The organism is Natronocella acetinitrilica, from assembly GCF_024170285.1.
Taxonomy (GTDB): Bacteria; Pseudomonadota; Gammaproteobacteria; order Nitrococcales; family Aquisalimonadaceae; genus Natronocella; species Natronocella acetinitrilica.
Genome location: NZ_JALJXV010000001.1, coordinates 266,336 through 280,911 on the forward strand (window position 1 = coordinate 266,336; position 14,576 = coordinate 280,911).

Here is a 14,576-nt window from a genome sequence, read left to right on the forward strand (position 1 = left end):
CATCCCGCAAACCCTGGAACGCATCTTGACCGCTCGACAGACCGCGTACCCAACCAGCCCGGCACATCCCCGCAACTGGGGCCAGTGCGCGACCCTTGCCCTTACCTGGCTGATAGCGCGCCTGCCCTGGCGCTGGGCGGTATCCCTGGGAACCAGCCTGGGGCACCTGGCCTACCATCTGCTGCCCAGCCGACGCGAGATCGCACGCCGTAATCTGGAATTGTGCTTTCCCGAGCTGAGCGCGGCGGAACGGGATGTCCTGGTGCGGGAGAACTTCGGTTATACCGGGCGCGGCATCGCCGAGATTGCCTTGGGCTGGTTCGGCGGTGCCGGAGTCGATGGGATTCCCGTCTCCATCACGGGGCGGGAGCACCTGCAGGCGGCACTCGCCGACGGCCGCCCGGTGATCCTGCTTTCGGGACACTTCACCTCGGTGGAGCTGGCGGCACGGTTTCTCGGCCGGGAGATGCAGGTCGCCGCCATCTACAAGCCGTTGCGCAAGAAACCAGTGCTCGACGCAGCCATGCTGCGGGCACGTCGCCGCAACGTCGCCGAAGCCTATTCCCGGGACGATATCCGCGGCATCGTCCGCTCGCTGAAAAAGGGCGTGCCGGTGTGGTACGCCGGCGATCAGGATTACGGTCGCCGGCATTCGGTGTTCGCACCATTCTTCGGTGTACCAGCCGCCACGATCACGGCGCTATCGCGCCTCGCCCGCATGGGCAACGCCCACGTGGTTCCGCTTTTCTTCAACTGCCGACCCGATGGCGGCGGCTACGAGATCTGCTTTGAGCCCGCGCTGGAGGGTTTCCCCAGCGGTGATGACCTGGCCGATGCCACCCGGATGAACGCCGTGGTGGAGGCCGCCGTCCGCCGTCATCCAGCGCAGTATCTGTGGATCCATCGGCGCTTCAAGCGCCAGCCCGACCGCACCGTCAATCTCTACGAGCGGACGGGACCATGAGCGGCCCGCAGCGGCTCGCGGTTCTGGTTGCCTTCACCGGAGACGGTGGCGTCGAGCGCATGATCTGCAATCTCCTGCAGGGGTTTGTGGATCAGGGGATCGCCGTCGACCTGCTCTTGCTCAAAGCCCGCGGCCGTCACGTCGACGCCATCCCGTCAGGCGTGCGGATTGTCCGGCTCGATGTCCGCACCTCGTTGTTTGCGCTCCCTGCAGTCATGGCATACCTGCGGCGGGAGCGCCCGGCAGCGCTGCTGGCCGCCAAGGATCGGGCTGGCCGGGTTGCCCTCATCGCGCGCCGCCTGACCGGCGTGGACACCCGGGTGTATCTGCGCATGGGCATGCATCTCAGTGGTTCGCTGGCGGGCAAGAGCGCCCTGCGCCGCTGGTCACGCTTTCTGCCGGTGCGCCGGCTGTACCCCTTGGCCGATGGCATCATCACGGTGGCCGACGCCGTGGCGGTCGATCTCGCCAGGATCGGCGGACTACCGGCAGAGCGCTTTCATGTCATCCGCAACCCCAGCGTCACGGGGTCGCTGGCCGAGTCTGCGGAAATGCCCAGCGGTCATCCCTGGCTGGACGAAGAACAGAGCATGCCGGTGCTGCTCGGCGCCGGTCGCCTGCGCCCGCAAAAAGACTTCACCACACTGCTGCATGCCTTTGCCGCCCTCCGGGCACAGCGCCCCTGCCGCCTGATCATCCTGGGTGAGGGCCCGGACCGGGAGACACTGCAACAGCTGGCCAGCAGCCTGGGAGTCACTGATGACGTCGACCTGCCGGGCTTCACCGATAACCCCTACGCCTGGATGGCCCGCAGCCGGGTATTCGTGCTGTCCTCGCGCTACGAGGGTGCTCCCAACGTGCTGGTGGAAGCGCTGTCACTGGGCGTTCCCGTGGTCGCCACGGACTGCCCCAGCGGCCCGGCGGAGATTCTCGACGATGGCCGGGTGGCGCCACTGGTTCCGGTGGGCGACGTGGCCGCAATGACAGCCGCCATGCGCCGGATGCTGGATGATCCGCCGCCGCCGGATCAGCTCCGCTACGCGGTCCGGGAATATACGGTCGCCTTCAGCAGCCGGCGTTACCTTGAAGCCATGGGCTTTGCAGTAGACTGGACCGACCACAACCAATGCGACCAGGCGCCATGCTGATTTCCTACAGTAGGAATTTTCTCTTCGTCCACATCGCAAAGACAGGCGGTACCAGCCTGCGGGCCGCCCTGCGTCGCTATCGATGGGGCAGTTGGTACGGCGCGCCGCTCTGGCTGGCAAGCCAGGTGAGTCAGGTCACCCGCCCCCGACACAAACTCGGCCTCAAGTTTCCCCGTCACGCCAAGGCCATCGCCGCAAAGGAAATGCTGCCGGAGAAGGTCTACACCGGATTCTTCAAGTTCGCCATCGTGCGCAATCCCTGGGACTTGCAGGTCAGCTCGTTTCATCACATTCGTCGGGAAAAACCGGATGTGATGAAGGGCGTGCGCACGTTTCGGGATTTTCTGAAGCTCAAGTTCGATCCGGACCGGGAATACGACTACATGCTGGACATCTCCGCCGAGTTGCAGCACGAGTACATCGTGGATCTGCAGGGGCGCGTCATCGTCGACTTTATCGGCCGCTACGAAAACCTGCAGTCGGACTACCAGACCATCTGCCGCCGCATCGGCGTGCCACCGCCAGCACTGCCGCACCTGCGCAAGGCGGAAGACCGCAAGGACTACCGTAGCTACTACGATGCCGAACTGGTCGATCTGGTGGCCACACACTATCGCAGGGATCTGGACCTGCTCGCCTACCAGTTCGAACCAGCGGATGACCATGGCTGAACTGTTCGCCGCACTCGCTGTGCTGCACTGGGCAGACGAAGCCTGGCTGCTCGGTGGATTGCTGGCGGGGCGTTTCGGTGCCAGGCCTGTGGAGCTCGAGCAGCGGCGGATCGCGGTGGGCAAGGGCAGTGTTCTGCAGACCCGGGAAGTGATTCATGCCTATCCCGGCAAGCGCCTCATCCTGCGCGGGCAGCTGGACGGCACCGAGGTGGTGGCCAAGTTCTACCTGGGCCGCCTGGCGGGGCTCTGGGAGTGGTATCGCGGACTGCGGGGCAGCCGCGCCCTGGCCACGAGCAAGGTGCAGGCACCAGCGGTCATGCATGCGGGCTACTGCCGTCTGGCCAGGGCCTGGCTGACCATCCTTGAGCATGTCCCGGTGGACGAGGCATGGCCACCGAGCAGCCCCTTCAGTGACGCGCTGAACGCCCGCATTGTCGAGACACTGCACCAGCATCACCTCAGCGGCATCGTCCAGAACGACCTCAACTGGACCAACTTCCTGCCCCACAACGGCGTTCTGTGGTCGATAGATGGTGATCGTGTGCGTCGCTATCGGGCGCCGCTTGCCCGTCGCCGCGCATTCGACAATCTGATGCGTCTTTACGCCTACAAGACCCGCTTTACCGAGGAGCAGATCGTCGCCGGCTTCGAGCAGTACTGCCAGCTGCGTGGGTGGCCGGCGACAGATGAACGGCGCCAGGCGTTTCTGCGTGCCGTGCATACGGCAAGGCGGGACGTCGCTAAACGCGTAGCGGGCCGCAGCCTGCGCGGCTGGAAGCATTTCCGCCCCGCCCGTGCCGGCAGGCACCGCAGCATCGTCGACCGGCGACGGCTGCCGAAGCCTCTGCACTCCTTGCTACTGGAACCGAAAACCTGGATGGGTACCGCCACGCGGAGCTCTGTGGGCAGTCTGGTCACGCTGGGTGACCATCCGCTGCGGGTGCGGCATATCGCCAGGGATTCGTATCTCGGCGCGCTGGCTGGATTGATCCGCGGCTCCCGGCCCGTGCGCGCCTGGACCAAGGCAGTATTGTTGCGCCGCCTGCGAATTCCCGTCGACGCGCCAGTGGCCCTGATCGAGGAGCGTCTGGGTCCGTTGCGACGGGAAGGCTACCTGTTACAGCGGGCCGAGGAGACCGTGCGCTTGCCCACGGCTCTGCCAGGTCTCGATAATGACCAGCGTCGGGACCTGTTGCAGGACATGGGACGCGTGCTGAAGCGCCTCCGCGACGCGAGGCTGACACATCAGCGTCTGGGGCTGGAGGCCTGGGGTGTCCGACACGGTCAGATTGTGCTGGTGGACATCGACGGCCTGCGCGGGTATCCACGTTGGCTGCCAGCCTTCGACCGGGTCTGGGAGCGAGATGCGGGTCGCCTGCGGGAGGAGGTCTGCGAAAGGTTCGGACTGCCGCCGGAGGAGGCGCGGCAATGGCTGATGCGTGGCCATGATCGAGCTTAGGGTGCCGTTAGGCCGGAGGCCGTAATGCACTGCGCGCCAACACACCCTACCAGGCGCTCTTTAGATATCGCGCCGGTTGAGCCGCCGGATTTCGTCGTCGTCAGCGTCGAAATCCGTGAGCACGAACTCGGCACCACAATACGGGCAGGTCGCTTCTCCCGTCTTGTGGATCGCCAGGTAGACCTTGGGATGGGAACTCCACAGGTACATGCCGGGCATCGGGCAAGCCAGGGGCAGGCTCTCCCGCGTGACCTCATAGCGGTTCTCGGCGTTGGGCTCGATCAGGTCCGTTCGATCGTGGGTCTGCGGATCAGGCACTGGTCGTTTCCTCGTTGACGAAGCTCAGCCACTCGGGATGGCTCTCCCGGCGGCCTTCCACCTGGTCGAAATACATGGACTGCAGGCGCTCTGTGATGGGGCCACGGCGACCGCTGCCAATCACGCGGCCATCGAGTTCGCGAATCGGCGTGACCTCTGCCGCCGTGCCGGTGAAAAAGCACTCGTCCGCCGTATAAACCTCATCCCGGGTGATACGCTTGTCGCGGACCGGAAGGCCGATTTCGGCGGCCAGGTTCAGCACGGTATCCCGGGTGATGCCTTCCAGAGCCGAGGTCAGTTCCGGGGTGTACAGCATGCCATCGCGAACCATGAAGAAGTTTTCGCCGGAGCCTTCGCAGACGAAACCGTCCACATCCAGCAGCAGCGCCTCGTCGTAGCCGCAATCTTCCGCCTCTTTCAGGGCCAGCATGGAGTTCATGTAGTTGCCATTGGCCTTGGCCCGGCACATGGTGATGTTGACGTGATGGCGACTAAACGAGGATGTCTTGACCCGGATACCCTTCTCCATGTTCTCGGCGCCCAGGTACGCACCCCACTCCCAGGCCGCAACCATGGTATGCACCCGCAGGTTGTGGGCGTGCAACCCCATGCCCTCTGACCCATAGAACGCCATGGGGCGGATGTAGGCGCTCTGCAGCTCGTTGTGGCGCAGGCAATCGAGTATGGCGTCGCTGATCTGCTCGGGCGTGTGCGAGAGGCGCATACCGAGAATCTTGGCGGAGTTGAACAGTCGCCGGGTGTGCTCGGCAAGACGGAAAACGGCGGCACCGCGATCGGTCTTGTAGGCGCGTATCCCCTCGAAGACACCCATGCCGTAATGCAGGGTGTGGGTCAGCACGTGTACCTTTGCTTCGCGCCAGGGCAGGAACTCGCCGTCGAACCAGATGTGGCCGTCGCGGTCGTCCATACTGATCAAGGGTGTTTCCTCCAGGATGATTGTTGTGGTGCCCGCCGTGGGGCTATTCCATGAGCTGCTGCCAGAGGCCGGCTACCGCGTCGCGCTGCTCGGCGTACTCCGCACCGTCGACCTGCGTGGGCCGCTCCTGCAGGGTTGCCCGGTGCACGCGCCCACGATACAGGCGGTAGGCGTCGGCCAGGCGTTCGGCATCGGTGCCGTTGATCCACCCGGCTTCTGCCAGTTCGCCGAGCAAACGGATGTTGTCGGTGTAGCGCAGCAGCCTGGGAGTCTTACGGGCATTCGCCAGCACGCCATATTGCACCATAAATTCTATGTCTGCGATACCGCCCCGCCCCTGTTTGAGGTCGAACAGATCGTCGCTGCGCTGGCCTTTTTCCTGGTACATCCGGTGACGCATTTCCCGCACGTCCTTGCGTAGCGCATCCAGATCACGCTCCATCCCCAGGATGTCACGGCGAACCGTGGCGAAGACCTCCCCCAGTTCCTCGGGGCCGGCAACATAGCGAGCCCGAACCAGTGCCTGATGCTCCCAGGTCCAGGCCTTGTTTCGCTGATAGTCGACGTAGGCATCGACTCCCGTGGCCAGCAGGCCGGCCCTGCCACTGGGACGCAACCGGGTGTCCACCTCGTAAAGCACTCCGCCGGCCATGGCCGCGCCGAGAATATGGATGATGCGCTGCGCCAGCCGGGCAAAAAACACGTTGTTATCCACCGCCTTGTTCCCATCGGTGGACTGCTGCTCGCCAACGCTGTCATGCAGGAAAACCAGATCGAGGTCGGATCCATAGCCGAGTTCCAGCCCCCCGAGCTTGCCGTAGGCGATAACGCCGAACCGGGCCTCACGGCGCTCTCCGTCCACCACGCACCAGGGTTTGCCGTGGCGGCCTTCCAGGTACTTCCAGGCCATGTCCAGCACTTCCGAGAGGGCCACCTCGGCGACGTCGGTGAGATAATCGGAGACCACCATCAGCGGCGTGACGCCGGACAGATCAGCCGCGGCAACGCGCAGGGTGTTGGCCTGCTTGAACTGTCGCAACACCTCCATGCGCTGTTCCATGTCGTTCTCCGGATGCGCATCAAGGCGGTGCTGCAGCTCGTCCGCCAGGGCCTGGCGGCGCAGGGGGGCATAGAGCGTGCGCGGATCCAGCAGCTCGTCCAGCAACACCGGGTAACGGGCCAGATGGCGGGCCATCCACGGGCTCGCGGAGCACAGCTTGACCAGCTGCGACAACGCCATGGGGTTTTCAACGAGCAGGGCAATATACGTGGTGCGTCGTACGATGCCCTCCAGCAGATCCAGCAGCCGCGCCAATGTGTCATCCGGATGCTCAGCGGCGGCGATGGCCCCCAGCAGCAGCGGCATCAGGCGATCAAGCCGCGCCCGACCATTACTGGACAGCGCCCGGCAATGACTGCCATCGCGGAAAGTCTGCAGGGCCCTGAGTGACGCTTCGGGCCGTTCGAAGCCGTTGCGCTCGAACACGCCACTGGCGACCTCCGCGTCGAGCTCTTCGCTCCACAGGTCACCGATCTCGGGTACGGCATGGGCCGCGCTATCGCGCTCGGCCTGGGGGGCGGCGAAGACCTGATCGAAATGGTCGTGCACCCGGCGGCGGATATCATCCAGTCGGGGATTGAAGTCGTCCCAACGATCAAAGCCCATGGACAGCGCCAGACGTTGCCGATCAACCGGCTGCTCCGGGAGTTCGTGGACCTGTTTGTCCTCCATGGCCTGCAGCCGGTTTTCGCAACGCCGCAGAAATTCATAGCCTTCCAGCAACTCACGAACGGCATAGCCCGGCAAGGCATTCTGCCGCCCCAGGTATTCCAGCACCCGGATGATGCTTCGCTCCTGCAGGCCGCGCTCCCGACCACCACGGATGAGCTGAAAGGCCTGCCCCACGAACTCCACCTCGCGGATGCCGCCAGCGCCAAGCTTGATGTTGTCCTCAAGCCCGCGCTTCTCCACCTCGTTTTCGATCATGGCCTTCATGTCACGCAACGAGGCAAGCGCGTTGAAATCGAGGTAACGGCGATAGATGAACGGTCTCAAGGCATCAAGCAGGGCCTGACCGGCAGCCTGGTCGCCGGCGACCACGCGTGCCTTGATCATGGCGTAGCGTTCCCACTCCCGCCCCTGGCTCTCGTAGTAGGTTTCCAGTTGATCCGTGGTCATCACCAGCGGACCGGAGTCACCGTAAGGCCGCAGGCGCATGTCTACCCGGAAGACAAAGCCCTCCACCAGGCGCGCGTTGAGGGTGTTGATGAGCTTCTGGCCGAGGCGGGTGAAGAATTGCTCGTTGGCGATGCAACGCGGGCCATCGGTCTCCCCCGGGGCCGCAAAGCCGAAGATCAGGTCAATGTCCGAGGAATAGTTGAGTTCCCGGCCACCGAGCTTGCCCATACCCAGCACGTAAAAGCCGACGGCGTGGCCCTCCGCGTCCCGGGGCGTCCCGAAACGGCCCTGCAGCTTGTCGCGGTGCCAGCGCAATGCGCCATCGATGCAGGCATCCGCCAGGGCGGAGAGCTCACGCAGCGTCTCTTCCAGGGCCGCCCAGCCGGCCAGATCCCGCCAGGCGATCCGCACCATTTCCCGGCGGCGGAACCGCCGCAGCGCACTATTGACTGCTTCCTCGCTGTCCGCCTCGGCAATGGCCTGCTCGACACCCAGGGTGAACTCGCCATCTTCCCGCGCCCGCTCCAGCTCGCCGTCGCCGGACAGGGACTGGAGCATCTCCGGTGCCCGCAGGCAGGCTCGGGCGACGAACGGGCTGCTTGCCCAGACCGCAGGCAGGGACTGCAGCGCCATTTCCGACTCCGGCAGTTCGCCAACATCCTGGAAGTCGGAGATCCACTCGGCGACCTGCGAGCGCAGGCTGTCCGGCAGGCGCGACATGGCGCGGTCGATCAGTTCTCTTGCTGCCACACTCAAGACGTGGACCCCTTCTGCGTTCCTGCCTCCGGGGACAGTAACAAAAAAGCCCCGCCGAAGCGGGGCTTTGAGGCTGCGCGAGGCAGGCAGGGGGCTTACATCATGCCGCCCATGCCTCCCATGCCGCCCATTCCACCCATGCCGCCCATGTCGTCGCCACCGGACTTCTTCTCTTCCGGATGCTCGGCCACCATGCACTCGGTGGTGATCATCAGAGAAGCCACGGACGCGGCGTTCTGCAGCGCAGAGCGGGTGACCTTGGTCGGATCCAGGATGCCGAACTCGATCATGTCACCATACTGGTCGGTCTGGGCGTTGTAACCGTAGTTGCCGTTACCTGCCAGCACCTTGTCCAGGACCACGGCACCGTCGATGCCGGCGTTACCGACGATCTGGCGCAGCGGCTCCTCGATGGCGCGACGCACGATGCCGACACCGGTTTCCTGATCGTGGTTGTCGACCTTGATGTCCTGCAGGGCGGAGAGACAGCGCACCAGGGCAACACCGCCACCGGGGACGATACCCTCTTCCACCGCGGCGCGGGTGGCGTGCAGGGCGTCTTCCACACGGGCCTTCTTCTCCTTCATTTCGATCTCGGACGCGGCACCGACCTTGATCACGGCAACACCGCCGGCGAGCTTGGCAACCCGCTCCTGCAGCTTTTCCTTGTCGTAGTCGGAGCTGGCATCCTCGATCTGGGCGCGAATCTGCTCGACCCGACCCTTGATGTCATCAGCGCGGCCGGCACCGTCGACGATCACGGTGTTTTCCTTGGTCACGTTGATCTTCTTGGCAGAGCCAAGATCGTCCAGCGTGGCCTTCTCCAGGGTCAGACCAACTTCCTCGGAGATCACGGTGCCACCGGTGAGAACGGCGATATCCTGCAGCATGGCCTTGCGACGATCGCCAAAGCCCGGCGCCTTGACGGCAGCCACCTTGACGATGCCACGGATGCTGTTCACCACCAGGGTGGCCAGCGCTTCGCCTTCGATGTCCTCGGCCACGATCAGCAGCGGGCGGCTCGCCTTGGCGACGTTCTCCAGCACCGGCAGCAGTTCCCGGATGTTGGAGATCTTCTTGTCGCACAGCAGAACGTAGGCGTCCTCCAGCTCGGCGGACATGCTCTGCTGGTTGTTGATGAAGTAGGGCGACAGGTAACCGCGATCGAACTGCATGCCTTCCACGACATCCAGCTCGTTTTCCAGGCCGGAGCCTTCTTCCACGGTGATGACGCCTTCCTTGCCAACCTTCTGCATGGCTTCGGCGATGATCTCACCCACGGAGCTGTCGGAGTTCGCGGAGATCGTCCCGACCTGGGCGATGGCCTTGTGGTCTTCGCAGGGGCGGGACAGGTTACGCAGTTCGTTGGTGGCCGCAGTCACGGCCTTGTCGACACCGCGCTTCAGGTCCATCGGGTTCATGCCGGCGGCAACCGCCTTCATGCCTTCCCGCAGGATGGCCTGGGCCAGAACAGTGGCGGTGGTGGTGCCGTCGCCGGCCACATCGGAAGTCTGGGAGGCGACCTCCTTCACCATCTGGGCGCCCATGTTCTCAAACCGATCCTTGAGTTCGATTTCCTTCGCGACGGACACGCCGTCCTTGGTCACCGTCGGGGCACCGAAGCTCTTCTCCAGCACCACATTGCGGCCACGGGGGCCGAGGGTCACCTTCACGGCATTCGCCAGGATGTTGACACCCTTGACCATGCGATGGCGGGCGTCGTCGCCGAAACGTACGTCTTTTGCGGCCATTGTTCCTAAACCTCTTGATAAGTCGGTTTCGTCAAAGCTCGGTTGGTGTCGCAGGCCCTTAGCCTTCGATCACCGCCATGATGTCGTCTTCACGCATGACGAGCAGGTCGTCACCGTTCACCTTGACCTCGGTGCCGGAATACTTGCCAAACAGCACCTTGTCGCCAACCTTCACGTCCAGCGCGCGGATTTCGCCACTGTCGGCGGCCTTGCCTTTGCCGACGGCGAGGACCTCACCCTTGATCGGTTTTTCGGTGGCGCTGTCCGGAATCACGATGCCACCCGGGCTGGTGCGCTCTTCTTCCATACGCTTGATGATCACGCGATCATGCAAAGGACGAATGTTCATCGGGCCTATCTCCTAGCGTGTTAAAGCCTTAGGACCTTCTTGGGTTTCAGACGAGCTGTTAGCACTCGTCATCGGTGAGTGCTAATAATAAACATGCGCCGACTTGAGTCAAGCGATGTGATGCCGGGCGAGGTGCGGCCATGGCTGGTAGAATTCAAGGGAAATGGATTCCACGCACAGGAACAGCCCCATGGCGGATGAACACCTGCTGGGTCTCAGCACCTGCCCCGACCGCGCGCTGGCCGAAGAAATTGCCGGCGAACTGGTCGAGCGCGGACATGCGGCCTGCGTCAACATCGTGCCTGGCCTGACCTCGGTCTACCGGTGGCGTGGGGAAACCCATCGTGATGAAGAAGTCCTGCTGCTCATGAAGACCACTCGCCAGGCCTGGCCTGCATTGCAGGCCACGGTGCTCGAGTTGCACAGCGAAGAACTTCCGGAAATCATCGCGGTCCCAGTGACGGGCGGCCTGAGTGACTATCTCGCCTGGGTTACATACCAGACCAGCCCCGACATCGCATCGAAAAAAGAAGACTGACAATGGCCTATCGCTTGCTCACCCTCGTTCTGACGGCCCTGTTGCTGGTCGCGCCGACAACCCCGGCGCAGGAGACCGTCGGCGCCGTGCCGGGGGAACAGCGGGGCGGCGTCCTGGCGCGCTTTTTCGGCGGCGGCGGCAACGACGGCCTGATTCCACCGGAGCAGGCTTTCCCGGCCTCCTTCGAGGTGGTGGCAGACGACGTCGTCATTGCCCGCTGGGACACGGCCGATGGCTACTACCTCTACTTGGACCGTCTCAGCTTCGATGTCGAGGGCAACGGGATCGTCGGCTACGAGGTGCCCGACGGTCGCATGGTGGATGACCCCAACTTCGGCATGATGGAGGTCTACTACGGCCCGCTGGAGGTCTACCTGCAACTGGAGCGGCCGATCTCCGGCAACGACGTTCTCACCGCGGGTTTCCAGGGCTGCGCCGATTCCGGATTGTGCTACCCGCCCATGCAGGCCAGCTTCGAGCTGAGCAGTGGCGGCACCAGCAGCGGCCTTGCCGGCGGCGGCCCACCCGGCAATGGCGGTGCGGCCGGGGGCGGCCTGGAGTCCATGCTGGCCGGCGGCAACGTCTGGGCCATCCTTGGTGCCTTCTTTATTGCCGGCATCGCACTGTCGTTCACCGCCTGCATGTATCCGCTCATTCCAATCCTCTCCGGCCTGGTGGCCGGCGACGCCCGGCGCTCCAGCGGCCGTGCCTTCCTGCTGTCCCTGGTGTTCGTGCAGGCTACCGCCATCACCTACGCGCTGGCCGGGGCCGCCGCCGGCCTGACCGGCTCGGCCATCCAGGCACAATTGCAAAGCCCCTGGGTGCTGGGCGGCTTCGCGGCGATCTTCGTGCTCATGGCGCTGGCCATGTTCGGGCTCTACAACGTGCAGATGCCAGGCGCGCTGCAGTCACGGCTCGCCACGGCGGGCGGGCAGCGCGGTGGCAGCTTTGCCGGCGCCGGCGTCATGGGCGTGCTCTCGGCGCTGATTGTTGGCGCCTGCTCCGGTCCGGCGCTGATCGCCGCCTTGGTATTCATCAGCAACACCGGCGACGCCTGGCTCGGCGGCGCGGCACTGTTCGCCATGGCCAACGGCATGGGCGTGCCCTTGCTGCTGGTGGGCACCGCCTTCGGCCGCTGGCTGCCCCGGGGCGGACCGTGGATGGTACGCATGAAGCAGGCCTTCGGCTTCGTGTTCCTCGGCGTTGCCCTCTGGATGACGTCCCGATTCCTGCCCGCCCCCGTGGTGCTGGCCCTGTGGGCGGCACTCATCAGCGCAGCGGCGATCTGGCTGGCATTCGCAGGCAACCTGGGTGGCCGGCTGTGGCTGCACCGCAGCCGCCAGGCCGTTGCCGGAGCCGCGGGTGTCTGGGCCGTGTTGCTGCTGGTTGGCGCGGCGGCGGGCGGCACCAGCGTGCTGCAGCCACTGGCGCCGCTGACCAACCCCGGCATGGCGGATCGCCCCACCGTGGCGTGGGAATCGGTGGACAGCGCCGAAGAACTGGAAGACCTGCTGCAGCGCGCCAGCGCCGCCAACCGCCCGGTGATGATCGACGTCTATGCCGACTGGTGTGTCTACTGCGTGCAACTCGATCAGGATACCTTCCGCGACCCGGCGGTGCTGCAGGCGGTCGAGGGAGCCATCCCGGTGAAGGTGGACGTCACCCGCATGGGCCAGCGCGACCGCGAATTGTTGCGCTACCTCGATGTTTTTCTGCCGCCCGCCGTGATCTTCGTTGATGGCCAGGGCAACGAGCACCGAGATGAGCGCGTGGTGGGTTTCCTTGGCCCCGAGGAATTCGTCGCCGTCGCCCGACGGACACTCCAGGCCGAACCCACGGAGGATCAGCTGTGACCTTGCACCAGACCGGGCGTACCACGGTCCTTTTTCTTGCTCTTGCCGCGGTGCTCGGGCTCGGTGCAGGGGTGGGCGGCTGGTATGCGTGGCAGTCAACCCAGGCCGACATGCGCCCCGACTTCACCCTGCCGGACCTGGAAGGCAACCCGCTGAGTATCGGCGACTGGGACGGCGACGTCATCGCGCTGAACTTCTGGGCCAGCTGGTGCCCACCCTGCGTGAAGGAAATTCCCCTGTTCAATGCCTTGCAGGAAGAATATGGCGAACAGGGCCTGCAGTTTGTTGGTGTCGCGCTTGACCGTCTGGACGACGCCCGCGCCTTCGCAGAGGAAATCGAGCTGGCCTACCCAACGATGCTGGGCGTGGCCGATGCCATGGCCGTGAGCGACCTGTACGGCAACAGTGATGGCCTGCTTCCCTACACCGTCATCATCAATCGCGACGGCCGCATCGTCGAACGCTTTTTCGGCGAGGTCAGCCGCGATGACATCGAGCCAGCAATCCGCCGCCATCTGTAGCGAGAAACTGCACCTGTTCACAGGCTCGCATCATGCAGGCACGCGACGGACCTGGCTCACAAATTTGCGGCGAAATCCGTCGAAAAAGCCGCTATCGGTGGACATCCAATAGGGCTTCATCCACAATCCGCCCCACGGTCAGGGAAACACCACGACCAATCAGCGTCGGGAACAGCAATGGGCACGGTACTCGTCCTGCACGGGCCGAATCTCAACCTGCTAGGCACCAGAGAGCCAGGCGTCTACGGCAACAAGACGCTCGGCGATATCAATCTGTCTCTGGGATCCCTCGCCGCAGACCTTGGCGTGCGGCTGACTGCAGAGCAGTACAACAGCGAAGCAGACCTGATTGAGCGCGTGCATGCCGCACGCACAGACGGCACGGCGTTCATCATCATCAACCCGGCGGCGTTTACCCATACCAGCGTCGCGCTGCGTGATGCATTGACCGCTATCGACAAACCTTTCATTGAAGTGCATTTGTCCAACGTGCATGCCCGAGAGCCTTTTCGCCATCATTCCTATCTGTCGGATGTGGCCATCGGCGTGATCTGCGGCCTCGGCCCCCTGGGCTACGAACTGGCGCTGCGGGCAGCCATTGAGCACTTGAATTGAGCCATTAAAGAACGCGATCCGGGAATAACGGGAATAAACCATGGATATCCGCAAGATCAAGAGACTCATCGAGTTACTCGAAGAGTCCGGCGTCAACGAAATCGAGATCAAGGAAGGCGAGGAATCCGTCCGCATCAGTCGCGGCGGCAGCCAGACGGTCTACGCCTCGGCGCCCCAGTATCCGCAGTATCAACCGGGGCCGGCACCTGCGCCCATGGCACAGCACAACCCGAACCCCGCGCCGGACACTGCCAAGGCTGACGAGAGCCCGTCGGTGCCTGAAGGTCACCAGGTGCGCTCGCCAATGGTCGGCACCTTCTACCGGGCGCCGAACCCCGGCGCCAAACCCTTCGTGGAGGTCGGCCAGCACGTCAAGGTCGGTGACACGCTCTGTATCGTCGAGGCCATGAAGATGCTCAACCAGATCGAATCCGACAAGGACGGTGTGGTATCGGCCATCCTGCTCGAGGACGGCCTGCCCGTCGAATTCGACCAGCCGCTATTCGTCGTCCAGTAA

At 64.2% G+C, this 14,576-nt stretch carries 14 protein-coding genes; 9 read left to right on the plus strand and 5 right to left on the minus strand.

All coding sequences use genetic code 11. The features are described 5' to 3' along the window. Window positions 1–25: 25 nt before the first annotated feature. The 4 genes from J2T57_RS01335 to J2T57_RS01350 are packed head-to-tail and all read left to right on the plus strand — an operon-like array spanning window position 26 to window position 4,242. Entirely contained in the window at window positions 26–964 is a 939-nt protein-coding gene (locus J2T57_RS01335; protein ID WP_253473075.1) for a lysophospholipid acyltransferase family protein, read from the plus strand. Continuing rightward, window positions 961–2,112 carry a glycosyltransferase gene (locus J2T57_RS01340; RefSeq protein ID WP_253473078.1) on the plus strand — a complete coding sequence of 384 codons (1,152 nt, stop codon included), beginning with the start codon at window positions 961–963 and terminating at the stop codon, window positions 2,110–2,112. Before J2T57_RS01335 ends, J2T57_RS01340 begins: the two co-directional genes overlap by 4 nt. Continuing rightward, window positions 2,106–2,783: a sulfotransferase family 2 domain-containing protein gene (locus tag J2T57_RS01345; RefSeq protein WP_253473081.1), complete on the plus strand. Its 678-nt coding sequence runs from the start codon at window positions 2,106–2,108 to the stop codon at window positions 2,781–2,783. Before J2T57_RS01340 ends, J2T57_RS01345 begins: the two co-directional genes overlap by 7 nt. Next, window positions 2,776–4,242, plus strand: coding sequence for a hypothetical protein (locus J2T57_RS01350; protein ID WP_253473084.1), 1,467 nt, complete (start codon window positions 2,776–2,778; stop codon window positions 4,240–4,242). The genes J2T57_RS01345 and J2T57_RS01350 overlap by 8 nt, the downstream gene beginning before the upstream one ends. Before the next feature lie 60 nt (window positions 4,243–4,302). Here J2T57_RS01350 and J2T57_RS01355 read toward each other — a convergent pair whose 3' ends face one another. From J2T57_RS01355 to groES, 5 genes are all read right to left on the minus strand, one after another. Beyond that, complete coding sequence (locus J2T57_RS01355; protein WP_253473087.1) at window positions 4,303–4,560, minus strand: zinc-finger domain-containing protein; 258 nt, start codon at window positions 4,558–4,560, stop codon at window positions 4,303–4,305. After that, window positions 4,553–5,494 (minus strand): branched-chain amino acid transaminase, encoded by a 942-nt coding sequence (locus J2T57_RS01360; RefSeq protein WP_253474193.1) that lies wholly within the window; start codon window positions 5,492–5,494, stop codon window positions 4,553–4,555. Before J2T57_RS01360 ends, J2T57_RS01355 begins: the two co-directional genes overlap by 8 nt. Before the next feature lie 46 nt (window positions 5,495–5,540). After that, window positions 5,541–8,396 (minus strand): bifunctional [glutamate--ammonia ligase]-adenylyl-L-tyrosine phosphorylase/[glutamate--ammonia-ligase] adenylyltransferase, encoded by a 2,856-nt coding sequence (gene glnE, locus J2T57_RS01365; RefSeq protein WP_436262676.1) that lies wholly within the window; start codon window positions 8,394–8,396, stop codon window positions 5,541–5,543. A gap of 131 nt (window positions 8,397–8,527) precedes the next feature. Next, complete coding sequence (groL, locus tag J2T57_RS01370) at window positions 8,528–10,183, minus strand: chaperonin GroEL (RefSeq protein WP_253473090.1); 1,656 nt, start codon at window positions 10,181–10,183, stop codon at window positions 8,528–8,530. 58 nt (window positions 10,184–10,241) lie between these two features. Next, window positions 10,242–10,532: a co-chaperone GroES gene (gene groES / locus J2T57_RS01375; RefSeq protein ID WP_253473093.1), complete on the minus strand. Its 291-nt coding sequence runs from the start codon at window positions 10,530–10,532 to the stop codon at window positions 10,242–10,244. 190 nt (window positions 10,533–10,722) lie between these two features. On the opposite strand from groES, the gene cutA reads away from it, so the two are divergent. The 5 genes from cutA to accB all read left to right on the plus strand — a co-directional run bounded on the left by cutA (window position 10,723) and on the right by accB (window position 14,576). Then, window positions 10,723–11,070, plus strand: a complete 348-nt coding sequence (gene cutA / locus J2T57_RS01380; RefSeq protein WP_253473096.1) for a divalent-cation tolerance protein CutA — start codon at window positions 10,723–10,725, stop codon at window positions 11,068–11,070. 2 nt (window positions 11,071–11,072) lie between these two features. Then, entirely contained in the window at window positions 11,073–12,923 is a 1,851-nt protein-coding gene (gene dsbD / locus J2T57_RS01385) for a protein-disulfide reductase DsbD (RefSeq protein ID WP_253473099.1), read from the plus strand. Next, window positions 12,920–13,444, plus strand: coding sequence for a TlpA family protein disulfide reductase (locus tag J2T57_RS01390; protein ID WP_253473102.1), 525 nt, complete (start codon window positions 12,920–12,922; stop codon window positions 13,442–13,444). The genes dsbD and J2T57_RS01390 overlap by 4 nt, the downstream gene beginning before the upstream one ends. Window positions 13,445–13,621: 177 nt before the next feature. After that, complete coding sequence (aroQ, locus tag J2T57_RS01395; RefSeq protein ID WP_253473105.1) at window positions 13,622–14,059, plus strand: type II 3-dehydroquinate dehydratase; 438 nt, start codon at window positions 13,622–13,624, stop codon at window positions 14,057–14,059. A gap of 40 nt (window positions 14,060–14,099) precedes the next feature. After that, on the plus strand, window positions 14,100–14,576 hold the full coding sequence (gene accB / locus J2T57_RS01400) for an acetyl-CoA carboxylase biotin carboxyl carrier protein (RefSeq protein WP_253473108.1): 477 nt from the start codon (window positions 14,100–14,102) through the stop codon (window positions 14,574–14,576).

Coding starts and splice junctions, on each gene's coding strand:
- groES (WP_253473093.1), bottom strand. CDS start 10,532: ATGAACATTCGTCCTTTGCATGATCGCGTGATCATCAAGCGTATGGAA.
- glnE (WP_436262676.1), bottom strand. CDS start 8,396: ATGTCGCGCCTGCCGGACAGCCTGCGCTCGCAGGTCGCCGAGTGGATC.
- J2T57_RS01345 (WP_253473081.1), top strand. CDS start 2,106: ATGCTGATTTCCTACAGTAGGAATTTTCTCTTCGTCCACATCGCAAAG.
- J2T57_RS01340 (WP_253473078.1), top strand. CDS start 961: ATGAGCGGCCCGCAGCGGCTCGCGGTTCTGGTTGCCTTCACCGGAGAC.
- groL (WP_253473090.1), bottom strand. CDS start 10,183: ATGGCCGCAAAAGACGTACGTTTCGGCGACGACGCCCGCCATCGCATG.
- J2T57_RS01350 (WP_253473084.1), top strand. CDS start 2,776: ATGGCTGAACTGTTCGCCGCACTCGCTGTGCTGCACTGGGCAGACGAA.
- dsbD (WP_253473099.1), top strand. CDS start 11,073: ATGGCCTATCGCTTGCTCACCCTCGTTCTGACGGCCCTGTTGCTGGTC.
- aroQ (WP_253473105.1), top strand. CDS start 13,622: ATGGGCACGGTACTCGTCCTGCACGGGCCGAATCTCAACCTGCTAGGC.
- accB (WP_253473108.1), top strand. CDS start 14,100: ATGGATATCCGCAAGATCAAGAGACTCATCGAGTTACTCGAAGAGTCC.
- cutA (WP_253473096.1), top strand. CDS start 10,723: ATGGCGGATGAACACCTGCTGGGTCTCAGCACCTGCCCCGACCGCGCG.